The organism is Geobacillus sp. PLS 41 (genome assembly GCF_056494105.1).
The window spans coordinates 1875589-1895400 of record NZ_CM151395.1 but is presented as its reverse complement, the minus strand read 5'-3'; the positions used below and the strand labels follow the sequence as shown (position 1 = coordinate 1895400).

25 protein-coding genes are annotated in these 19812 nt (G+C 53.5%); 4 read left to right on the top strand and 21 right to left on the bottom strand.

Annotation, left to right across the window (positions count from 1 at the left end):
* Window positions 1-144: 144 nt before the first annotated feature.
* The 7 genes from ACVX3G_RS09490 to ACVX3G_RS09460 form a co-directional block, all read right to left on the bottom strand.
* Complete coding sequence (locus ACVX3G_RS09490; protein ID WP_025039227.1) at window positions 145-867, bottom strand: hypothetical protein; 723 nt, start codon at window positions 865-867, stop codon at window positions 145-147.
* Between the two features lie 17 nt (window positions 868-884).
* The gene (locus tag ACVX3G_RS09485) at window positions 885-1088 is read right to left on the bottom strand and encodes a DUF2768 domain-containing protein (protein ID WP_011231703.1); all 204 of its coding nucleotides are present in this window, start codon (window positions 1086-1088) and stop codon (window positions 885-887) included.
* A gap of 181 nt (window positions 1089-1269) precedes the next feature.
* The gene (locus ACVX3G_RS09480) at window positions 1270-2304 is read right to left on the bottom strand and encodes an NAD(P)H-dependent glycerol-3-phosphate dehydrogenase (RefSeq protein WP_011231704.1); all 1035 of its coding nucleotides are present in this window, start codon (window positions 2302-2304) and stop codon (window positions 1270-1272) included.
* Window positions 2305-2877: 573 nt separating this feature from the next.
* On the bottom strand, window positions 2878-4188 hold the full coding sequence (der, locus tag ACVX3G_RS09475; protein WP_013144887.1) for a ribosome biogenesis GTPase Der: 1311 nt from the start codon (window positions 4186-4188) through the stop codon (window positions 2878-2880).
* A 208-nt stretch (window positions 4189-4396) separates the two neighbouring features.
* The gene (locus tag ACVX3G_RS09470) at window positions 4397-4582 is read right to left on the bottom strand and encodes a capping complex subunit for YIEGIA (protein WP_033007640.1); all 186 of its coding nucleotides are present in this window, start codon (window positions 4580-4582) and stop codon (window positions 4397-4399) included.
* Window positions 4572-5474 carry a YIEGIA family protein gene (locus ACVX3G_RS09465; RefSeq protein ID WP_025039224.1) on the bottom strand — a complete coding sequence of 301 codons (903 nt, stop codon included), beginning with the start codon at window positions 5472-5474 and terminating at the stop codon, window positions 4572-4574. Before ACVX3G_RS09465 ends, ACVX3G_RS09470 begins: the two co-directional genes overlap by 11 nt.
* Window positions 5471-6067: a YphA family membrane protein gene (locus ACVX3G_RS09460; protein ID WP_014196208.1), complete on the bottom strand. Its 597-nt coding sequence runs from the start codon at window positions 6065-6067 to the stop codon at window positions 5471-5473. Before ACVX3G_RS09460 ends, ACVX3G_RS09465 begins: the two co-directional genes overlap by 4 nt.
* A gap of 125 nt (window positions 6068-6192) precedes the next feature.
* Here ACVX3G_RS09460 and ACVX3G_RS09455 point away from each other — a divergent pair, with 125 nt between their 5' ends.
* Window positions 6193-6327, top strand: coding sequence for a YpzI family protein (locus tag ACVX3G_RS09455; protein WP_013144883.1), 135 nt, complete (start codon window positions 6193-6195; stop codon window positions 6325-6327).
* Between the two features lie 174 nt (window positions 6328-6501).
* Here ACVX3G_RS09455 and rpsA read toward each other — a convergent pair whose 3' ends face one another.
* The 13 genes from rpsA to ACVX3G_RS09390 all read right to left on the bottom strand — a co-directional run bounded on the left by rpsA (window position 6502) and on the right by ACVX3G_RS09390 (window position 18118).
* Window positions 6502-7665, bottom strand: a complete 1164-nt coding sequence (gene rpsA, locus ACVX3G_RS09450; RefSeq protein WP_014196209.1) for a 30S ribosomal protein S1 — start codon at window positions 7663-7665, stop codon at window positions 6502-6504.
* A gap of 179 nt (window positions 7666-7844) precedes the next feature.
* Window positions 7845-8438 (bottom strand): lysophospholipid acyltransferase family protein, encoded by a 594-nt coding sequence (locus ACVX3G_RS09445; protein WP_014196210.1) that lies wholly within the window; start codon window positions 8436-8438, stop codon window positions 7845-7847.
* The gene (gene cmk, locus ACVX3G_RS09440) at window positions 8435-9109 is read right to left on the bottom strand and encodes a (d)CMP kinase (RefSeq protein ID WP_011231711.1); all 675 of its coding nucleotides are present in this window, start codon (window positions 9107-9109) and stop codon (window positions 8435-8437) included. Before cmk ends, ACVX3G_RS09445 begins: the two co-directional genes overlap by 4 nt.
* Before the next feature lie 99 nt (window positions 9110-9208).
* Window positions 9209-9388 carry a YpfB family protein gene (locus ACVX3G_RS09435; protein ID WP_011231712.1) on the bottom strand — a complete coding sequence of 60 codons (180 nt, stop codon included), beginning with the start codon at window positions 9386-9388 and terminating at the stop codon, window positions 9209-9211.
* Window positions 9389-9441: 53 nt separating this feature from the next.
* Entirely contained in the window at window positions 9442-10110 is a 669-nt protein-coding gene (locus ACVX3G_RS09430) for a flagellar brake protein (RefSeq protein ID WP_014196211.1), read from the bottom strand.
* Window positions 10111-10263: 153 nt separating this feature from the next.
* Complete coding sequence (ypeB, locus tag ACVX3G_RS09425) at window positions 10264-11607, bottom strand: germination protein YpeB (protein WP_014196213.1); 1344 nt, start codon at window positions 11605-11607, stop codon at window positions 10264-10266.
* A gap of 15 nt (window positions 11608-11622) precedes the next feature.
* Complete coding sequence (gene sleB, locus ACVX3G_RS09420) at window positions 11623-12417, bottom strand: spore cortex-lytic enzyme (protein ID WP_011231715.1); 795 nt, start codon at window positions 12415-12417, stop codon at window positions 11623-11625.
* Window positions 12418-12507: 90 nt separating this feature from the next.
* Complete coding sequence (gene prsW / locus ACVX3G_RS09415) at window positions 12508-13185, bottom strand: glutamic-type intramembrane protease PrsW (protein ID WP_012820744.1); 678 nt, start codon at window positions 13183-13185, stop codon at window positions 12508-12510.
* Between the two features lie 88 nt (window positions 13186-13273).
* Window positions 13274-14245 carry an asparaginase gene (locus tag ACVX3G_RS09410; protein ID WP_014196214.1) on the bottom strand — a complete coding sequence of 324 codons (972 nt, stop codon included), beginning with the start codon at window positions 14243-14245 and terminating at the stop codon, window positions 13274-13276.
* A gap of 218 nt (window positions 14246-14463) precedes the next feature.
* Window positions 14464-15456, bottom strand: coding sequence for a YpdA family putative bacillithiol disulfide reductase (locus tag ACVX3G_RS09405; protein ID WP_014196215.1), 993 nt, complete (start codon window positions 15454-15456; stop codon window positions 14464-14466).
* Between the two features lie 89 nt (window positions 15457-15545).
* Window positions 15546-16817 (bottom strand): Glu/Leu/Phe/Val family dehydrogenase, encoded by a 1272-nt coding sequence (locus tag ACVX3G_RS09400; RefSeq protein WP_011231719.1) that lies wholly within the window; start codon window positions 16815-16817, stop codon window positions 15546-15548.
* Between the two features lie 160 nt (window positions 16818-16977).
* A complete protein-coding gene (locus ACVX3G_RS09395) occupies window positions 16978-17568 on the bottom strand; it encodes a genetic competence negative regulator (protein ID WP_011231720.1) in 591 nt (196 codons plus the stop codon).
* Between the two features lie 157 nt (window positions 17569-17725).
* On the bottom strand, window positions 17726-18118 hold the full coding sequence (locus ACVX3G_RS09390) for a hypothetical protein (protein ID WP_014196216.1): 393 nt from the start codon (window positions 18116-18118) through the stop codon (window positions 17726-17728).
* A gap of 103 nt (window positions 18119-18221) precedes the next feature.
* Here ACVX3G_RS09390 and ACVX3G_RS09385 point away from each other — a divergent pair, with 103 nt between their 5' ends.
* From ACVX3G_RS09385 to ACVX3G_RS09375, 3 genes are read left to right on the top strand one after another with little or no spacing between them, the layout of a single operon-like run.
* Entirely contained in the window at window positions 18222-18452 is a 231-nt protein-coding gene (locus ACVX3G_RS09385; RefSeq protein WP_014196217.1) for a spore coat associated protein CotJA, read from the top strand.
* The gene (locus ACVX3G_RS09380; protein ID WP_014196218.1) at window positions 18449-18709 is read left to right on the top strand and encodes a spore coat protein CotJB; all 261 of its coding nucleotides are present in this window, start codon (window positions 18449-18451) and stop codon (window positions 18707-18709) included. The genes ACVX3G_RS09385 and ACVX3G_RS09380 overlap by 4 nt, the downstream gene beginning before the upstream one ends.
* 34 nt (window positions 18710-18743) lie before the next feature.
* Window positions 18744-19313, top strand: a complete 570-nt coding sequence (locus tag ACVX3G_RS09375; RefSeq protein ID WP_011231723.1) for a manganese catalase family protein — start codon at window positions 18744-18746, stop codon at window positions 19311-19313.
* Window positions 19314-19338: 25 nt separating this feature from the next.
* Here ACVX3G_RS09375 and ACVX3G_RS09370 read toward each other — a convergent pair whose 3' ends face one another.
* On the bottom strand, window positions 19339-19785 hold the full coding sequence (locus ACVX3G_RS09370; protein WP_011231724.1) for a YpbF family protein: 447 nt from the start codon (window positions 19783-19785) through the stop codon (window positions 19339-19341).
* Window positions 19786-19812 lie beyond the last annotated feature (27 nt).

Here is a 19812-nt window from a genome sequence, read left to right as displayed (position 1 = left end):
CAGTCCTTCGGTCGTTATAAGAAACAGTGGAATGAGCTAGCATAGTCGGACACTATATGCATATGATGTTGTCCGATTCGGTTATGACTAAAATAGAAAAAATCCCTTCTCTAGAATGTATTTTCCTAGAGAAGGGAAGATGACTCATTTTGTAAAAAAAATCGGTTCATTCGTCTTGGCGTCGATCGTATAGGGCAACGAATACGCCGGCACAAACAGCGAATGGTCGGTCAAAATCGGGCGAATATCGTCACCCGGCTTGTAGTGGTGCGGATATTTTTTCAACGCCGCATACAAATCAGAACGGTAGTCAATGTAAATTTCTCCATTCCCGTCGATGACAAACGGCAAGTTGTTGCCGGAAAACGGGCTGACGACATAAGGCGGCTCTTTATAGCCGAGCTTTTTGTAATCGAGCGTAAATACGCCCGGCGCAACGACGTCTTGAAACGGCGGATATTTATGCTTGTCCGTGTACATGCTAAGCCGCAGCTTCAGATCACGGATGCGTTCGACTAAGCGCAGATCAAGCAGCTTGACCGTCGGGTTCGTTTCCGCATCGATGATCATATACTGGAAGACGCCCCCGCTTTCATAGGCGTTTCCCGGCGGCTCCTGCATATAGCGGGGAACGAGCTTTTGAAAATCGACTGGATACTTCAAATACATCGGCGTGTTCATGTCGCGTGTTTTAATCGGCAGAAGCCCGCCGGTCGCCTTCCGGTACTCATCCACCGCCGATTGGACGGCCGCCACTTGGTCTTTGTAAGGAATTTGGTTTTGTTTCAGCCGCTCTTGTGGATACAAGCAGCCGGAAAGCAGCGCCAAACATATACATGACAACAACAAGCGAGCGATTCGTTTCATCTTTCCCACCTTTTTGCCTATTGCGGTGTCGGTCCGCTGAATACGACGAAAATGATGATGATGCCGGCGAAAATCAAAAGAATGTAGGCGACGAGCGCCAACAGAAAGCGAAGCCATTTCATCTTGACTTTGTAGCGGCTTAAGTAAATGAAGCCGACGGAAATAAACATAAACACCATCGAGGCGATGGCGATCCACATTTTCGCTAACGCCGGTGACATGGACGCTCCTCCTTTTTTTCGACAACTATCATTATAGCATTGGCAAAAAAAAAGCTGAAGTAAAGCGGGGCTTTCTTTACTTCAGCATCCCCTCATACCCTTCCGGAAGCTCAAGCCGATGATGGTTCGCCATATTGTATGCAGAACGAAGACGACTTGTACCGCCATTGGCCTATTTTCATCATTCTTGTTCGGCAAAAATGTTGTTTAAGTCATCCATTTCCTCTTTTTTTCCGCGCGCCATGAGCGAATCGACCGCCTCTTTCGGGTCTTTTCCCGCAAACAATACGTCATAGAGAGCTTCGGTGATCGGCATCTTCACACCAAGCTCTTTCGCCAGCTCATAGGCGGCTTTTGTCGTTCGCACCCCTTCGACGACCATCCCCATGCTCTCAAGCACCTCGTCCAGCTTTTTTCCTTGGCCGAGCATGTAGCCGGCCCTCCAGTTGCGGGAATGGACGCTCGTGCACGTGACAATCAAATCGCCGACTCCCGTCAAACCAGCGAATGTCAACGGATTAGCGCCGAGGGCGCAGCCGAGGCGGGCAATCTCGGCGAGCCCGCGCGTGATGAGGGCCGCTTTGGCGTTATCCCCATAGCCAAGCCCGTCGCTGATTCCAGCGGCCAAGGCGATGATATTTTTCAGCGCCCCGCCGACTTCGACGCCGATTAAATCCGGGTTCGTATACACGCGAAAATAGTGATGGTTCATAAAGATGTCTTGAATGCGGCGCGCCGCTTCCATATTTGGCGACGATACCGCCACGGTCGTCGGGTGGCGGAGCACGACTTCCTCGGCATGGCTCGGCCCGGAGAGAACGACAACATCTGCAAGCCATTCCCCCATTTCCTCGGCGACCATTTCCGACACCCGCTTATGCGTCCCTGGTTCGATTCCTTTGCTGACGGCAACAATGGTGATCGGCTTGGCCAAGCAGGCGCGCACGTCCGCAAGCACCGAGCGGATCGCTTTAGTCGGCACGGCGAGCACAACGATCGCAACGCCGTCAAGCGCAGCGCAAAGGTCGTCATAGCCGATAATGGCGTCCGGCAGGCGAACGCCTGGCAAATATTTCTCATTTGTCCGCTTTTCGTTGATTTCGCTGATCTGCTCGGTCCGATGACCCCAGAGCCGGACGTGGTGCCCATTGTCAGCCAGCACGAGCGCCAACGCCGTTCCCCAGCTTCCAGCCCCCAATACGGCGATGTTCTCCATCGTTTTCCACTTCCTTTATCCGATTGTCGCAACCTTGAAAAATAGCAATCGCGCCGCCTCTTCGCTCCTGTTCGTCCGACTTTCGCGGCGGCGACACATGGCTTACGCTCCTGTGACACCACCCACACAGAACCAAGCTTTCCTTGGTTCGAGCCTCTTCGCCGGCCTCGCAACGCGTATCGCCGATGGGCGCGCGGCCTCCGCTTTTCTTTCTGTCCAGCTGCGGCGCCTAGCTCTCTTCTGCCAAATAACCTTCCCCCTCGGGGGGCAGGCCCCCCTGCGGGTGAAGAACATTTGGCTTCGAGAGCTAATCTCGGCGCCTCCGCTTTTCTTTCTGTCTAGCTGCGGCTCGCCGCCGCTCGGGGTCAAATAACCTTCGCCTTCGGGATTGTAAATCCCTCCAGGCGAAGAACATTTGCCCGTCGCGGCGAACCGCTCGCCTCCGCTTTTCTTCCTGTCTAGCTCCGGCCGCTAGCTCCCTTCCGCAAAATAACCTCCGCCCTCGAAGTGCAAGCACTTCTCGGCGCGGAGAACATTTTGCCTCGGGAGCTTGGCGCGCGGCCTCCGCTTTTCTTATTTCCGCGGGCGGGCGATGATTTTAATCGGCGTGCCTTCAAAACCGAATGCATCGCGGATGCGGTTTTCCAAAAACCGTTCATATGAAAAATGCATCAGTTCCGGGTCGTTGACAAACGCGACAAACGTCGGCGGTTTGACGGCGACTTGCGTCATGTAATAAACTTTCAGACGCCGCCCGTTATGCGTCGGCGTCGGATTCATCGCCACCGCATCCATGATGACTTCATTGAGCACATTTGTCTGGACGCGCATCGCATGATTGTCGCTCACAAGCCGGACGAGCGGCAAGAGCTTATGCAACCGCTGCTTCGTTTTCGCCGATACGAACAAAATCGGCGCATAGTCCAAAAACGGAAAATGATCGCGAATCTTCCGCTCAAATTCGACCATCGTTTTGTCGTCCTTTTCAATCGCATCCCATTTATTGACGACAAGAATGACACCGCGACCCGCTTCATGCGCGTATCCGGCGATTTTTTTGTCCTGCTCGATGATGCCTTCCTCAGCGTTTAACACAACAAGCACGACGTCCGAGCGCTCAATGGCCCTTAACGCGCGCAAGACGCTATATTTTTCCGTGCTTTCGTAAATTTTCCCTCGTTTGCGCATCCCTGCCGTATCAATGATAACATATTCCTGCCCTTCGCGCACAAATGAGGTGTCGACGGCGTCCCTCGTCGTACCGGCGATGTCACTGACGATGACCCGCTCCTCACCTAAAATGGCGTTGACAAGCGACGATTTGCCGACATTCGGCCGGCCAATGAGGCAAAACTTAATGACGTCTTCTTCATACTCTTGTCCACCGCCCTTTGGAAAATGACGGACAACAGCATCAAGCAAATCGCCAAGCCCTGTCCCATGAGCTCCGGAAATCGGATACGGCTCCCCAAAGCCCAGAGCGTAAAAGTCGTAAATCAAATCACGCATTTCCGGATTGTCGATTTTGTTCACCGCGAGCACAACCGGCTTATTCGACCGGCGGAGCAGCTTGGCCACCTCTTCATCAGCCGCAGTCACACCGTCCCGGCCGTTCGTCATAAAGATGATGACATCCGCCTCATCGATGGCGATTTCCGCCTGCTGGCGAATTTGCACAAGCAGCGGCTCGTCGCCAATGTCAATGCCGCCGGTATCGATCAAATAAAACGAATGGTTCAGCCATTCGGCTCGGCTGTAAATGCGGTCGCGCGTCACTCCAGGCACGTCTTCGACGATGGAAATGCGTTCCCCGACAATACGGTTGAAAATCGTCGATTTTCCTACATTTGGACGGCCGACAATGGCCACGACTGGATTTGCCATGCTACCACCCTTTATCTTCGTTTTCTCCTTACCTTTGTCGCTGAAAAAAAACGCCCTTTTCGGAAGGGCATCGGTCCATCAACGCCAAGGGCACTTGACTGCGAGGCTAGGAAGGAAATGACTTTTTGCCAATCAAGTGCATCTTTTAGCGATGAACCAGGGTAGGCTACAACTGCTTTATTTTATCAAAAAGCGAAACGCTCAACAACTAATGTTTGACGATAATAAGAAGCCCCTCGCCCACTTCATGGGCGATGCCATCCAAAATCGCCTCTAAATTCGCGGCGATCTGTTCCATTTCCTCTTTAGTTTGGCAAATAAAGATCGGCGCACCGCCGGCGACGCGCCCGCCGTTCATCGTAATGACGGCCAAAATTATTTTTTCATGCATCATCGCCGCTCCACCCCTTCCGCTTCCAACGCCGTTTCTTCGGCATGCGGATGGCGCTCTCAAGCACCGGCACGTTTTCGATGACAGCCTTCGCCTTCTCGACATCCTCGACTTGCGGCAAAATAAAAATGCCGACGCGTCCGTCATTCAAATCGCGCTTGGCGAGCGGCACGAGCGCCGGCATTCCCGAGTCGCGGTAAATGCCGAGGGCGGTCGATACATCATGCAAAATCGCCTGCCGCTGCCCAAGATTGGCGATCGTCGTGCGGGCGTTGAAATTTTTCGGCGTTAAAATAAACCCCATTCCATAGCGCAAAATTTCTTCGCGCCGCGCCGGCAAGCCGATGTTCATGATATAGATGTTGTCAACATACAGCCCTGCCCCTTCAAAATGCGGCTTGACATATTGGACCTCGGCAATGTCTTTCAGCCGGCTTCCGCTCATAAACCGCCGCGCCGTCATAAGGCCGATGATACTGGCGGCAAGCGCGGCCCAAATGTCCCATACTAAATAAAAGAGCGTCGATAAAAAGGAGACGAAAATGACTAAATAGTTCCGCCCTTCAAACACAATCGCGATGCCTTCGATGTATGTTTTTCCTCTCGGCACCAGCTCATACTGATCCAACTCGTTCAACGTATTGCGCTCCATATTGCGTACGTCGCGAAATTGTGAGGCGGCCAAGGCCAAAAACGTGATCGCTGCGAACTCTTTTTCCATAATCGCCGGCACGGCGACCGTTCCCAGGCCGGCGGCAATGGCCCCTAAGGCGATATGGATTGTCCGACCGTGCAAATACGTCGGGTATTGCCGGTAATCGGTGCGCAACAAATAAATCCGCGTCAACACCCCAGCGGCAACACCGTATAAAATCGGAAACGTGTATTCGTTCACGGCTGCCTCGTCCTCCTTACAGGCCGTTTTTCCTCAAGCTGCAGCGAGAAGAAGCGGATCGATTCCCAAACGAGCAAAGATGATGCGCTAATGGCGAGCGCATCCAAAAAGGAAAACGACCCAAGCACATAACCCGGCGCCATGCGCAAGATGGACATGGCGTACACCACTTCCCCTTGACAGCCGCCGAGCGCCAGACAAAGAAGGCGGGCGGATATGCGGCGGTGGAACAGACTGCTGATCAAGGCCATCCACCAGCCAAGCATCCATTGGCCATCAAGCCAAATCCAGACCGGATCAAACAAGGCAAGCAGACGAAAAGCGGCATAGGCAAACGCCAAGCCGGACGCTGACAGCGCCATCCGCAGCCATCCGCATGGCCGCTGTGTGACCGCCACGTAACAAGAGGAGAAAAAAAGCACAAAAAAGGACGCCGCCATATGAATGGGACTGATCTTCACCGTCATCGAGGCCGAACTGATCATGAAAAGCGAAAATGCAGCCAGCTTCGTCTGCTCGACGGTCTTTTTCATCAAAAATGTCGCTGCAATCCATAACGCCCAAAAAAAGAAATAAAAATAAGCTCCTTCCATCTTTTCCACTCCTTATTATGTTCATTATGTCATCTTTTATGAACGTTCATTCCTGTATAGAAAAAACAGCATTCGTTCATAGTAAAAATGATCGCTGTACCGAAGCAGAAAGGAGCCATGGCGAAATGGGAAAAGATCGACAGGAAAAAAAGCTGAAGCAATCGCGGCGCGTCGAGTCAGACCGGGATCAGTCCCTCTCCTATAAAGGAGCGGCTCGGCTCGACACGCCGGAGGAAGCGCGGGAACGGAACCGCCATTAAGAAAAAGCGGTCCTTATCTTCCCTTGCGGCCGCTCTTGTCCCGATGCGAGCAACAGCCGCACCCTACTGCAATGAATCAAGCAAAAAAGCTCCCTCCGTCCAGATGGCTCAAGCCATCGGACAGAAGGGAGCTTTCGCTTTGTTTTGACAGCTAGTTGATCTTGTGGCTCTACATTACTTTAATTTTTTCAGCTGCTCGCCAATCACTTCGCCGAGCTGAAAGCCGCGCGTTTCCGACGTTCTTGTGTATTGGCTGTAATCCTCGGCCGGCGCGGCCGCCTCTTCCTCAAGCAGCGCGCGGATGCTGAGGGAAAGGCGGTGATCCGCTTCGTTGACGTCGAGCACTTTCGCCTTCACCACGTCGCCTTCTTTCAGCACTTCATGCGGCGAGCCGATGCGGCGGTTGGCGATTTGCGACACATGCACCAATCCTTCGACGCCTGGGAAGACTTCCACAAACGCGCCGAACGAAGCGAGCCGTTTCACCGTCCCGGTGACGACATCACCCGGTTTCACTTTTTCACTGAGGCCTTCCCATGGGCCCGGCAGCGCTTCTTTGATCGACAGCGACAGGCGCCCGTTCTCCGGATCGACGGCCAACACTTTCACTTTCACCGCATCGCCTTCTTTCACCACTTCCGACGGATGAGCGACGCGCGTATGGGAAAGCTGGGAAATATGTACGAGCCCATCAAACCCGCCGACATCGACAAAGACGCCGAAATCGGCAATGCGGCGGACGACGCCATCCAACACTTGCCCCGGCTCAAGGCGGGAGAGCAGTTCTTTTTGCTGCCGCGCTTGTTCTTCCTCAACGACCGCCCGATGCGACAAAATGACGCGGTTTTTCTCGCGGTCAAGCTCGACGACTTTCACGGAGAGCGTTTTTCCTTTATAATCGGAAAAATCTTCGACGTAATGCGGCTCGACAAGCGACGCCGGGATGAAGCCGCGCACGCCGACATCGGCGACAAGACCGCCTTTGACGATGTCTTTAATGACTGTTTCAAATGTTTCGCCGCTTGCAAATTTGCGCTCAAGATCTTCCCACGCCCGCTCGGCGTCCACCGCTCTTTTCGATAAAATGAGCAACCCTTCTTCCCCGTCTTTTCCTTCTTCCACTTTTTTGACTTTGGCCGTCACTTCATCGCCGACAGCGACGGCATCGCTCGGTTTTTCAATATGCAAGTTCGACAGCTCGCTGATCGGAATGATGCCGCTTTGCTTGCTGTTTTCCACCTCGACCAGCACTTGCTTGTCCTCAAGCTTCACCACTTTGCCGCGGACGATATCGCCCACTTCATACACATTGACTTGCACATTCATCTCTTCTGTCATCGCAAAAACCCTCCTTCATCGACTGACAACTGTCAAAAGCGCGCCTCGCGCCGAGGCCGCGGCCGGCTGTCGGCAAAATAAGGACGCTTTTCTAGTTAGTATACCATATTTTCTCAATCAACATGTACTATAATGCTCATTGAGGCGGCGGAAGGGATGCATCGAACAGCATGTTCCTTTCATGCTCGCTGATGCTCTTCCAGCAGCCGGCGGATATGATCCATAATGTAATCGGCCGCTTCTTCTGGGCTCGCTTTCCGCGCGCGCAGCGGCGCCATATCGACCGGCGCTCCGTACACAACCTTAAGCGGCGCAAACGGACGGTACGGGCCGACAATGGCGCACGGGACAACGGCGGCATCGGTGCGCAAAGCGAAAAAGCCAACGCCGGGCAGCGCCTTTTTCAGCCGGCCGTCTTTGCTGCGCGTCCCTTCCGGAAAAATGCCGAGCACTTCGCCTTGCTTCAGCACCTCAAGCCCCGTGCGCAGCGCCTGGCGGTCGTTCATGCCGCGCTTGACCGGAAAGGCATGCAAGCTTTTGACGAGCGTTTTCACGACCGGAGCACGAAACAGCTCTTCTTTCGCCATAAACCGAATCGGCCGCGGCGCCGTAATGCCGATGACCGGCGGATCTAGGTTGCTGATATGGTTGGCGCAAAGAAGCACGCCGCCTTCCTTTGGAAATTGTTCAATCCCGATCGTTTGAATGCGGTAAAAAGGGGTGAGCACTCCCTTGACGATCCCCTTGGCGAATGAATAAAAGTCCACCGTCATCCAATCCTTTCGTTGACAATCTCCATAATCCGCTCCACCACTTCCTCAACCGACAGCGATGTCGTATCGATTTCCACCGCATCCGGCGCCTTGCGAAGCGGCGCTGTCTCCCGTTCCGAATCGAGCCGGTCGCGGCGGGCGATCTCTTCTTTCAGCTTTTCAAGATCGGATGGAAAGCCGCGCGCGAGATTTTCCTCATGCCGGCGCCGCGCCCGCTCCTCGACCGAAGCTTTCAGGAAAATTTTTACTTCGGCGTTTGGCAGCACATGCGTTCCGATATCGCGCCCGTCCATGACGACGCCGCCCCCTTCCGCCAAGGCGCGTTGGCGGGCGACCATCTCCTCGCGCACAAGCGGATGCTTCGCAACAAGCGACACCGCATTCGTCACCGCCTCACCGCGGATGATGTCGGTCACATCGTCGCCATTGACTAGGACGATCTGTCCATGCGGCGACGGTTTCAACTCAATCGATGTATCGCGAAGCAGCGACAGGAGCGCCTGCTCATCATGGATGTCGACGCCGCATGCAAGCGCCCGGTACGTCAGCGCGCGATACATGGCGCCGGTATCGATGTATACGTAGGAAAGCCGCTCAGCGATCCGTTTGGCGACCGTGCTTTTCCCCGCCGCGGCGGGTCCGTCGATTGCGATGCTGATTCGTCGTTTCATCATTTCCTCCTAGCTTTACCGAAAATCGCTTGATGAGTGCACAAAGAAAAATGCAGGAAAACCCTGCATGTCTCCATGTTCATTGTACCATATCCGCCGTCAACGGTCGACGGCCGTTTCAACTGTTTTCGTTTTTTCTGGCTTGGCTACACCTTCGTATTCATACACCTTGCCGATATACAACGCCGCTGGCGTGTACAACACAAGCCATTGGGCGATCAACAGGCAAATCGTCTGGATGACGACAAGCTTCCACAACAGCTGTTCGATCCGTTTCATGGCGCAAGCCTCCTGCTTTCCCATTTTTTCTAGCAGTATTCCACGCGCCCAGCTCATTTATTCTGTTCGTTCTCCCATTTTCTCTCCTCAAGCTGCCGTTCAAAGCTGTAGCGAATGAGCCGAACGCGGTCTTGGGGGGCGAGGTTTGTGAACTCCACCGACATTTTCGCCATGCCGCGTTCGTCATCAGCCATGCGCACAATCGACGCCTTCGTTTGCACGTAATGGTATTCGCCGGAGCGCATCGCCAACACGAGCCAAAGCTCGACCGCCATGCCGGGGCGAAGAAGCGGAGCGTGCGCCGGCGGCACAAGGAGGGCGGCGCCGCCGGCGCTGATATCCACCGTCATCGTCACAAACGGAGCGAACTCGCTGTCAGACGGATGGACGGCCGCATCGACATTCGCTTTCACCCGTACATAACGGCGGCGCTGGATGCGCACGACGTATTCCTCGCCCGGGTAAGCCAAGACGACCATCGGCAACGGATCGCGGATTTTCCCCTTCACTTCGGTATCAAACATGTATAAACCGCCGTCTTGCCCGACAAAAGTCGCTTTAAACTGCATCCCGTTCAACAAATAAACGGTTTTTCCGCTCTGTTCATCGATCGGATAGCTGATATGAACCGCCCCGTCAGCAACAGCGAGCGCTTTGCTTCGGTATTGCCGCGCTGAGCCGTCCGACGGCTCAAGCCGGATCGAATCTCCGATTTTGATCATCATGTTTCCTTTTCTCCTTTTCAGTCAGCTGCCGAACCGGCGATCGTTTCGCTGACCCGCATGATGTCCCATGACGATTATACCATACCGCCCGACTGCCTTTGACCAAAAAAAGAGGAAAAGCCGACAGCGCCAGCTTTTCCTCCCTTGTTTTCATCTGTAATTCGGCTCCACGCTTTCGAGCTTCTCGACTTTTTCTTCAAGGCCGGTTGCGGCGTTAATGAACAGTTGATACGTTTCATCGCCAAGCGTTCCTAAAAACTCATAGCAAAGCACCGGTTTTTGCAAATCGTTCATAATGACCGCCTGGCGCTCTTCCATCACTTTCAAATGTGGGTTTAACTTTTTCTTCGCCGCCTCGACGGTGAGCGTCGGTTTGGGCAACGGACGCGGAATGGACGATGACAAATAGTCGCGCGCCGTAAAGCCGACGACATGGCCGTTGTCAAGCGCCACTTTCATTTGGATCGCTTCCGGGTAAATGCGGACGCCGTTTTCGCTTTTGACAAACGTCAGCACGGCGACATTATCGTATTGCGTGCTGTCGTACAACTCAAAGCCGGTGAATTGATGCCGTCGCAAAAACGCCATCCCACGGTTGGCCGCCTCATGCAAGCTGATCTTCGGCTTGCCGATTGGCCGGCTGTTTAACGCCCAAATCGGATATCCGCCGTTTTTCGTCACATCCATATAAATGTCGCCCTTTGTTTTCGGATCGTGAATCGTTAAACTGTAAAAACGCTCATCCGCCCCATTGCCGCTGTCCGTCACCTTGATTTTCTCTGTTCCTTTTAAGCCGAGAAACTCGCGGGCGATCCGTTTCGCCTCGTCTTTGGAAATCGGGCGCCCTTTCGCGCGGACAAAGCCTTTTTCCTCGTTGGCGAGGCCGATGAACGACGGGCCGAACTCGGACGAACTTGAGAATGTATCAACATTTTTCTCCACCGCTTTTAAGCCGTCAATAATGATGTTGTCGCCTTTCTCGTCGTTCGTCGCCAGCGCCAGTTCGACGTCCATCCAGCGCAAATTGTTTTCCAGCACTAAATGCTGCACGTTGCGCAATTCTTGGCGGATCGCGCCGGCGCTTTTGTACAGCGCCTCGAGCGTCTTGTGCTCTTCTTCGGTCAACGGCTCTTTTTCCAAATCGCGCACGGCCGTCCGGTAGCTGAACTCGCCGATTTTCGATAAAAACTCTTGCGTCTTGTTAAACGGCAAAAGCGACAGCGGCAGTTGGCCGACATCGGAATGGGCTTCAGATGCGATTTTCCACACTTCGGCGAGCGCCGGCGACAATGAGGCGTGCGAATTCATCGCCAGCGTCGCTCCAAGCTTGTCATGCAGCAAATCGATCTGGTAGGCCAAATCGTGGAACGCGCGCTGGTAATTGTTTTCCGCATGAATTAAGATCGCGTTTTTTTCCTGATGCTCCCGGTAGCCCCAGTAACCAGTGCCGACGACAGCGACGACAAGCGCTGCAATCAGTAAGTTTCGCACCATCTCGTCTCCCTCCTTTTATTTGCAAAAAATATGGTTTCCAATCCGCTTGATTTGCGGGCGGCTCCAAATCCAAGCGCTCGTCGCCGTGGCTGGGTTAAAGTAGTAAATCGCTCCGCCGGTTGGGTCCCAGCCGTTGATCGCATCAAGCACCGCTTTTTTCGCCGTTTCATTCGGCGTCAGCCAAATTTGCCCATCGGCGACCGCGGTAAACGCGCCTGGCTGAAAGATCACCCCGGCGACCGTATCCGGAAACGACGGATGCTCCAGCCGATTTAAAATAACGGCGGCAACCGCCACTTGTCCGATGTACGGCTCCCCGCGCGCTTCCCCGTAAACGGCGTTTGCCATCAGCCGAATATCGTTTTGCGAAAACCCTTTCGGCACGTTCGACGCCGTCGTTTTCGCTGCCCGCGACGATCCTCCGCCGCGTTTTTTCACCTGCTGGCTGAGCGGAATGCCGCCGTAATGGGTGAAATCGTTTCCTTGGCGGATTTGCTCTTTCACAAACTGCTCGTAATATTTTGAAGCGTTCACAAGCTTCCGTTTCGTCTCCGATCCGGCTAGTCCATCGACCGGCAAGCCGTATTCGTATTGGAAATTGCGCAGCGCCCAATACGTTCGCCAGCCAAACACGCCGTCAATTTTGCCGTTGTAAAACCCAAGGTATTGCAGCCGCGCCTGCAGTTCAATGACATCATCGCCAACTGCTCCACGCTGAATCACTTGCGGGGAAAACGCGAAAGCATGGCCTGATGGGTAAATGCACGTCCAAACAGCCAATGCGATGAATAGAACCCATTTTCTTGCCATATGTGAACCTCCCGTCAACACTCACCGTTTTTACCCCTATTTTCCTTCCGTTTCCCTTTTTTATGCGAAAAAAAGAAAAAGCCAAAGCTTTTACGCTTGGCTTTTCACAGGCGGCACCGCTTGAGGGCGGGCGTATCCTTTCGCTTGTTTTACTTTGCGCAACGCCGCCCACCATAAGGCGAGCATAAACAACCCCATGTAATAGCCCCATCGCTCTTTGGCGAGCAACAGCCAGTCATAGACGCCATGAAGGAAAAACGGCAACAAAAACGACGCCCATAAATAATAGCGGCGCTTTTTTACGGCAAACTTCGCCTTGCCGAAATAAAACCCCATGATGACGGAAAAGAGCGCATGACTGGACACCGGCAAAAGCGCCCGGGCAATGGCCGTCTCCACTCCGTTGGCCAACAAGTACAAAATGTTTTCCAGCGTCGCGAACCCAAGCGAGACGCTGGCGCTGTACACAATGCCGTCATACGGCTCGTCAAATTCGTCGTGGTCATACACAAAAAAATAAACGACAAACCATTTGACAAACTCCTCAAGGAGCGCAGCGGAAAGAAACGCCTCGGCGGCCGGCGACGCGACGATCCCTTCTGCCGCCAGCACGTATTGGATGAACATGATCGGAAACACAAGCAAGACGCCGAACAAAAACATGCGCAACACAAACGAAAGCGGCTCAGCCTCATACTCGTCCTTTAAATAAAAATAACTAAGCAGCGCCACCCCGGGGGCGACGCCGGCGGAAATCAACGAAAACATCCTCGATCCCCGTTTCTTTGGCATTTTTAACTTCATCGTACCACGAAACAGGGGAGAAAAAAAGAGGAATTGCTGGGCCGCTTGTTGCCTAATAAGCGAACAAGCCATCAACGGCGGCGTCGGCAGCAAGAGCGACAGCGAGCTTGATGCGCGCCTTTTTCGCATCGTAGTCGCTGCCAAGAATAACCCCTTTCTTATGCAAATCGTAGGCGCTGCCGGGGTAATCGTACGTTGTATACACCGCCCCTTCCTCGGCGCTCGTCGTCACAACGACTTTGATCCCCGCTTCGATGGCTTTGACGATTTCATCGACCATTTTTGGCGCCACTTGCCCGCGGCCGACCCCTTCGAGCACAATGCCAGCGACGCCGCTTTCTCGAGCCGCTTTAATGAACTTGCCGTCCGCCTCCAAGTAGCATTTCACAATGTCCACCGGCGGAAGCGGGCGCACAAGCTTGTAATATTCGCGTCGGATCGGCTTTTGGTACACGCACACCTCATCGTTGTCAATGATGCCTAAATAGCCGAAGCCGAAAGCGTTGAATCCTTGAATGTTCGAGGCGTGTTCTTTTTTCACGTATTTCGCGGCAAAAATGCGTTCATTGAACACAACGACCGCCCCCGCCCCACGCAACGACTCGGCGCACGCGGCGTAAATGGCATGGCGGATGTTGATGTACACATCGCTGCCCAAATCAGACGGCGCCCGCTGCGAACCGGTGACGACGATCGTCCGCGGGTCATCGATCGTCAAATCAAGGAAATAGGCCGTTTCTTCGAGCGCATCGGTTCCGTGAGTGACGACGATGCCATCAACGGATGGATCGGTGAAATGCGCCTCAATCCGTTTTTTCAGCTCAAGCCAATGCGAAAACGTCAAATGCATGCTTGGCAATTGAAATACGCTTTCCACGATGATTTCAATTTCTTTCGGCAAATGGCACATCGCCGCAAGTTCTTCACCGCTTAGCGCCCCGGCCCGCAGGCGGCCGGAGCGTTCGTTTCGCTTGCTCGCAATCGTGCCGCCGGTTGTCAGGAGCACCACTTTCCGTTTCGTCACGCAAGCCACCCTCGCTTTCTCGCTTTAGCATCATTACACGAATGTTGATTATCCATTATTTTACTAAAAAACAAAGAATGGTATGGCTGAACACACGCTTTTCTGCCTCTTCCCTCGAACAAGAACGCCGGCGGGCAAATGTCATTTGCCCGCAAGGCGTTCATTGTTCGAGGAGGGCATGCCGTCATATGCCCAGTCGATGTATTGGCCAAGAAGCGCTACTGCAGCTGCTTGGCCGACCCCTCCCGTTCGCGCTTGGCGATGCAGGCGGCAATAGCGTCTCCATGGAAGCGGCCGTTTTCGATAAAAATTTCATTCGCATCGTTGCCAGCGGCGATCACCCCGGCGATAAACACCCCCGGCACGTTTGTTTCCATCGTCTCTGAATCATAATGCGGCCGGCCGCTTTCCGGGTCGATCTGCACCCCGATGTTCATCAAGAAGCGATGATCCGGATGGTAGCCGGTCATGGCGAACACGAAATCATTTTTGATCGTTTTCGTCTCCCCGTTCACTTCGTAAATGACCGCATCTTCCGTGATCTCTTTCACATGGGCATGAAACTCCATGCGAATGACGCCTTTTTTCACAAGGGCATCAAATTCCGGCAAAATCCACGGCTTAATGCTTTTGGAATATTCCCCGCCCCGGTAGAGGACCGTCACGCGCGCCCCAGCTTTGACGAGCTCCATCGCCGCGTCGACGCTCGAGTTTTTGCCGCCGATGACAACGCAGTCGGTGTTGAAGTACGGATGCGCTTCTTTAAAGTAATGCATCACTTTCGGCAGCTCTTCCCCCGGCACGTTCATATAGTTTGGATGGTCGTAATAGCCGGTGGCCACGACCACGTATCGGGCCCGATATAGCGCTTTTGAGGTTTCAACGAGAAACGTCCCGTCTTCCTGGCGCTTAATAGCTTTCACTTCTTCGAACGTATTGATGCGAAGCTGTTTGCGGACAACGACTTCACGATAATACGCAAGCGCCTGGTTTCTCGTCGGCTTCCGGTTTTCCGTAATAAACGGCACCCCTCCGATCTCGAGCCGGTCGCTCGTGCTGAAAAACGTCTGATGCGTCGGAAAACGGTAAATCGAATGGACGATGTTTCCTTTCTCGATCACCAGCGGCGAAAATCCGGCGTCTTGCAAAGCAATCGCCGCCGCCAGCCCGCACGGACCGCCGCCGACAATAATGATTTTCTCCTCTTTCATCGTTTTTGCCACCTCGCATGAAGCAAAAAATCCCCTATCTTATGATAGGGGATTTCACCAAAGCTTGCAAACATCGGCGCTTGCTCGCCTCACACCCAGCCGCGGAACCGGCACGCTTCCGCCATTTTGCGGACGCCGACCATGTAGGCGGCAAGGCGCATGTCGACGCGGCGCGTCTGCGCCATTTCATACACGTTGTTGAACGCTTTGACCATCACTTTTTCAAGCCGCTGTTCCACTTCTTCTTCCGTCCAATAGTAACCTTGGTTGTTTTGCACCCATTCGAAGTACGACACAGTCACGCCCCCAGCGCTTGCAAGCACGTCCGGAACGAGCAAAATGCCGCGCTGCGTCAAAATTTCCGTCGCCTCAAGCGTCGTCGGCCCGTTCGCCGCCTCGACGACGATGCTCGCCTTAATGCGCGGAGCGTTTTCGGCCGTAATTTGGTTTTCGATGGCCGCCGGCACCAAAATATCGCAATCGAGCTCAAGCAGCTCTTGATTCGAAATCGTATTTTTAAACAGCTTCGTCACCGTGCCAAAGCTGTCGCGCCGTTCAAGCAAATAGTCGATGTCGAGCCCGTTCGGGTCGTACAGCGCGCCGTACACATCGGAAATGCCGACGACTTTCGCCCCGGCGTCGTGCATAAATTTGGCCAAATAGCTGCCGGCGTTGCCGAACCCTTGAACGACGACGCGCGCTCCCTTGAGCGACAAGCCGCGTTTTTTCGCCGCCTCGCGGATGCAAATGGTCACTCCTTTGGCCGTCGCTGTTTCCCGGCCGTGCGAACCGCCGAGGACAAGCGGCTTCCCGGTGATAAACCCTGGCGAATCAAACTCGCGAATTCGGCTGTACTCATCCATCATCCACGCCATAATTTGCGAGTTCGTAAACACATCCGGCGCCGGAATGTCTTTTGTCGGTCCGACGATTTGGCTGATGGCGCGCACGTAGCCGCGGCTTAGCCGCTCGAGCTCGCGGAACGACATCGTGCGCGGGTCGCAGACGATGCCGCCTTTGCCGCCGCCGTATGGCAAGTCAACGATGCCGCACTTTAAGCTCATCCAAATCGACAGCGCTTTCACTTCTCGTTCCGTCACATCAGGATGGAAACGCACGCCGCCTTTCGTCGGACCGACCGCATCGTTATGCTGCGCGCGGTAGCCGGTAAAAATTTTCACCGACCCGTCGTCCATGCGCACCGGAATGCGGACTGTCAACACGCGGATCGGCTCTTTTAACAGCTCATACACTTCTTCCGGGTAGCCGAGCTTTTCCAACGCTCTATGTATAACAATTTGTGTCGACGCCAGCACGTCGTATTGTTGTTCTTTCTCTTCCGTATGCTTATCGGCTGCCATACGTAAACCTCCTATAAGCTCGCTATAATAATTTGTCGCCTTTCATGTCATAGTATACACCTTCTGTGGCCGGATGCAAAGGAAAAATGGCGAAGCGGCGTCGAACAGTTGGCGCAAAAAAATAGACTCCTTGTCCATTTCAAGGAGCCTTTCTATACCTTTAATTGGCGCGGAAATAACGAACGAGCTGTTCGATCGCGCGGCGTTCAATCAGCCGCTTCCCATATTCTTGCACACGATGTATCGTTATCGTAGCCGGGTTGCCAAACTCGGCCAGCAAGGCGACAAAGTTGTCGAGCGGAATTGGGGGCTCTTCGGGAACATGCAAGTAAAAGCGGCCTTGATAGGAATAAAGCGTGCCGTCGAGGCAGCCGACCGCATGCAGGCGATGAGCGAGCTGGATGACATCTTCAAACGTTTGGAATTCGTAAAATATGTCATCGCTCTCATCGAGCGTTACTTGCATTTCGATATAATCGTCGGCGAATTCTTCTTCCATGTCGTCGTAGTCGCCTTCGTTCGTAACGATAACGACCATGCCCTGCGCCGGTAAAGAGTACACTTCGACCGCGATCGATCCGTTCACTTCAAAACCGAGCTCTTCGCTTGCTTCCTCGATCATATCGCGGAACAGCTGATGGACTTTAAACGTATCTTTCCATAAATCGTCTTTCGTCAACCCGCGGTCCAGCAAATCGTCAAACGTCAGGAAAATTTTGATTTTGTTGTGGGTCAAGCGCTCAAGACGCATCGGCACCCCTCCTTACCTACAGAGCCATCTCTTACCGTTATTGTATGACGCAAGCGGCAATTGGTTCGTTTGTTGTTATTAATGAGTTTACATCGTTTTCCCCGTTTTAGACAAGCATTTTTTCTCGGTTGCTCCCCGATCAGCATACTTCCTCCTGTCATGGCCAGCGATGCGGCATCGTCTGGCGGCTTCTCAACGTCATCATACCATAAAAAAAGGAAAAAACGAAAAAAAGCGCCGCCAGCCGCCAATGGAACTGAAACGCCCAATAAAAATGGCCGAGCGCCGCCAAGCTGAGCAACCATTGGCCTAAGCGGAGCCGCCGACCGGACAATAAACGCACCGTCCCGGTTACAGCGATGCTAAGAAGCGCCCCGTTGGCAGCGACGCCGAGCAAAAAACAAGCAAAAGCAAGCCATGTTCGAAACGGGGAAAACAACAGCTGCGTCAAAAACAAGTTTGGGGAAAACGGCTCAAGGGGCGGCAGCCAGCGAAAAAACAAATACGTGCACAAGACAGCGACAAAGGCGATCATCCATAGGCGGCCCATTTTTTCCTCCTTATTATTGCCATGATTCGCCATGACAAACAGGCATGAACGGTACTGCTCTATCATAATATAGACTGAACTTTGCCAAAAAAGGAGGGGTTTCATGTTTACAACGCGCAAACAATATGAGCCGTATACAAGCCCGTTTGACCCATGCCCGCCGATCCGCGTGAAAACATACGTCACCGCACCAAACTTATACGTCGGATTCCAGCCGCCCAACTTGCCGCAATTCCCTCTTCGTGAAGCGTTGATGAAAGGGACGCTTTGGCAAGTGTTTTACGATCCGTACTACAGCCCTTACGAAACAAAGACAAAAGGTGATGGCTCATGAAACAAATGCCAAAGGAGTATTATGAACAGCTTGAAGAGCTGCAAGCCGTCGACTTTGCCCTCGTCGAACTGACACTCTACTTGGACACCCATCCGACCGACTATCAAGCGATTCAACAATTTAACCAACTCGCCAAAAAACGGAAACAGCTGAAAAAACAATTTGAAGCCGCCTATGGTCCGCTTGAACAGTTTGGCCATAGCTATTCCAACTACCCGTGGAACTGGGACGACACGCCATGGCCTTGGCAAGTGTAGCCGATCCATCACGAACGCAAGGGGGGAACGGATCATGTGGATTTATGAAAAAAAATTGCAATACCCGGTCCGCGTCAGCACGTGCAATCCGCGGCTGGCAAAATATTTGATCGAGCAATACGGCGGGGCAGACGGGGAGCTGGCAGCGGCGCTCCGCTACTTAAACCAGCGCTATACGCTGCCGCCGAAAGTCATCGGGCTGCTAAACGACATCGGTACGGAAGAACTCGCCCACCTTGAAATGATCGCAACGATGGTGTACAAACTGACGAAAGACGCGACGCCTGAGCAGCTAAAAGAAGCCGGGCTGGAGCCGCATTACGTCGACCATGAGCGCGCCCTCTTTTACCATAACGCCGCCGGCGTTCCATTCACGGCGACGTACATCCAAGCGAAAGGCGACCCGATCACCGACTTGTATGAGGACATCGCGGCCGAAGAAAAAGCGCGCGCGACATATCAGTGGATCATCAATATGAGCGACGACCCGGATTTAAACGACGGACTCCGCTTTTTGCGCGAGCGGGAAATCATCCATGCCCAACGGTTCCGTGAAGCGGTGGAAATTTTAAAAGAGGAGCGCAACCATAAAAAGGTTTTCTAAGCCAGCAGCTGAGCGGAACCCCCGCTCAACTTTGTTCATAATAAAGATTGATGCCATACTCCCGCTTCATCCATTCAAACAGCCGATGGCGCCCGTTCCACTGTTCTTGGTCCTGCCATAAATCGATGCTTTTTTGAATGATCTCACAGCGGAGGGCGTGAAAATCGTCTTCCGCCTTTTCGCTTTTTCCTTTGTAGTAGACGGCTGCCCAATAAACGGTGCTTAAAAGAAGCAGAATCAACACATGGGCAGGCGCAGCGAAAAACCAGGCGATCCGCTCTCCCCACGTCCCGAAAGCCGCCGCCTTGGCCAAAAGATAAAGCAGGAAAACGGCCAAACCGGAAAACGCGGCCGCCTGCAAGAGCAACGTCCGCTTTTCGAGCCGCTCCCATTTTTTCTTTTTTTCGATGACGGCCATCAACATTTCCTTCGCCACTTCATCGAGGGGAAATTCATCTGGAAAATGGACCATCTCCTCTCCCCCTTGTCCTGTTTTTAT

Excerpts from the sequence above, each read along its gene's own strand:
- ACVX3G_RS09485 (WP_011231703.1), bottom strand. The coding sequence starts at position 1,088 with ATGTCACCGGCGTTAGCGAAAATGTGGATCGCCATCGCCTCGATGGTG.
- ACVX3G_RS09405 (WP_014196215.1), bottom strand. The coding sequence starts at position 15,456 with ATGAAAGAGGAGAAAATCATTATTGTCGGCGGCGGTCCGTGCGGGCTG.
- ACVX3G_RS09430 (WP_014196211.1), bottom strand. The coding sequence starts at position 10,110 with ATGATCAAAATCGGAGATTCGATCCGGCTTGAGCCGTCGGACGGCTCA.
- ACVX3G_RS09375 (WP_011231723.1), top strand. The coding sequence starts at position 18,744 with ATGTGGATTTATGAAAAAAAATTGCAATACCCGGTCCGCGTCAGCACG.
- ACVX3G_RS09445 (WP_014196210.1), bottom strand. The coding sequence starts at position 8,438 with ATGACGGTGGACTTTTATTCATTCGCCAAGGGGATCGTCAAGGGAGTG.
- ACVX3G_RS09400 (WP_011231719.1), bottom strand. The coding sequence starts at position 16,817 with ATGGCAGCCGATAAGCATACGGAAGAGAAAGAACAACAATACGACGTG.
- ACVX3G_RS09480 (WP_011231704.1), bottom strand. The coding sequence starts at position 2,304 with ATGGAGAACATCGCCGTATTGGGGGCTGGAAGCTGGGGAACGGCGTTG.
- ACVX3G_RS09380 (WP_014196218.1), top strand. The coding sequence starts at position 18,449 with ATGAAACAAATGCCAAAGGAGTATTATGAACAGCTTGAAGAGCTGCAA.
- ACVX3G_RS09470 (WP_033007640.1), bottom strand. The coding sequence starts at position 4,582 with ATGATGCATGAAAAAATAATTTTGGCCGTCATTACGATGAACGGCGGG.
- sleB (WP_011231715.1), bottom strand. The coding sequence starts at position 12,417 with ATGGCAAGAAAATGGGTTCTATTCATCGCATTGGCTGTTTGGACGTGC.
- ypeB (WP_014196213.1), bottom strand. The coding sequence starts at position 11,607 with ATGGTGCGAAACTTACTGATTGCAGCGCTTGTCGTCGCTGTCGTCGGC.
- ACVX3G_RS09395 (WP_011231720.1), bottom strand. The coding sequence starts at position 17,568 with ATGCGTCTTGAGCGCTTGACCCACAACAAAATCAAAATTTTCCTGACG.
- ACVX3G_RS09385 (WP_014196217.1), top strand. The coding sequence starts at position 18,222 with ATGTTTACAACGCGCAAACAATATGAGCCGTATACAAGCCCGTTTGAC.
- ACVX3G_RS09435 (WP_011231712.1), bottom strand. The coding sequence starts at position 9,388 with ATGAAACGGATCGAACAGCTGTTGTGGAAGCTTGTCGTCATCCAGACG.
- ACVX3G_RS09455 (WP_013144883.1), top strand. The coding sequence starts at position 6,193 with ATGGGAAAAGATCGACAGGAAAAAAAGCTGAAGCAATCGCGGCGCGTC.
- ACVX3G_RS09370 (WP_011231724.1), bottom strand. The coding sequence starts at position 19,785 with ATGGTCCATTTTCCAGATGAATTTCCCCTCGATGAAGTGGCGAAGGAA.
- cmk (WP_011231711.1), bottom strand. The coding sequence starts at position 9,109 with ATGAAACGACGAATCAGCATCGCAATCGACGGACCCGCCGCGGCGGGG.
- rpsA (WP_014196209.1), bottom strand. The coding sequence starts at position 7,665 with ATGACAGAAGAGATGAATGTGCAAGTCAATGTGTATGAAGTGGGCGAT.
- prsW (WP_012820744.1), bottom strand. The coding sequence starts at position 13,185 with ATGTTTTCGTTGATTTCCGCCGGCGTCGCCCCCGGGGTGGCGCTGCTT.
- ACVX3G_RS09490 (WP_025039227.1), bottom strand. The coding sequence starts at position 867 with ATGAAACGAATCGCTCGCTTGTTGTTGTCATGTATATGTTTGGCGCTG.
- ACVX3G_RS09390 (WP_014196216.1), bottom strand. The coding sequence starts at position 18,118 with ATGGGCCGCCTATGGATGATCGCCTTTGTCGCTGTCTTGTGCACGTAT.
- ACVX3G_RS09460 (WP_014196208.1), bottom strand. The coding sequence starts at position 6,067 with ATGGAAGGAGCTTATTTTTATTTCTTTTTTTGGGCGTTATGGATTGCA.
- der (WP_013144887.1), bottom strand. The coding sequence starts at position 4,188 with ATGGCAAATCCAGTCGTGGCCATTGTCGGCCGTCCAAATGTAGGAAAA.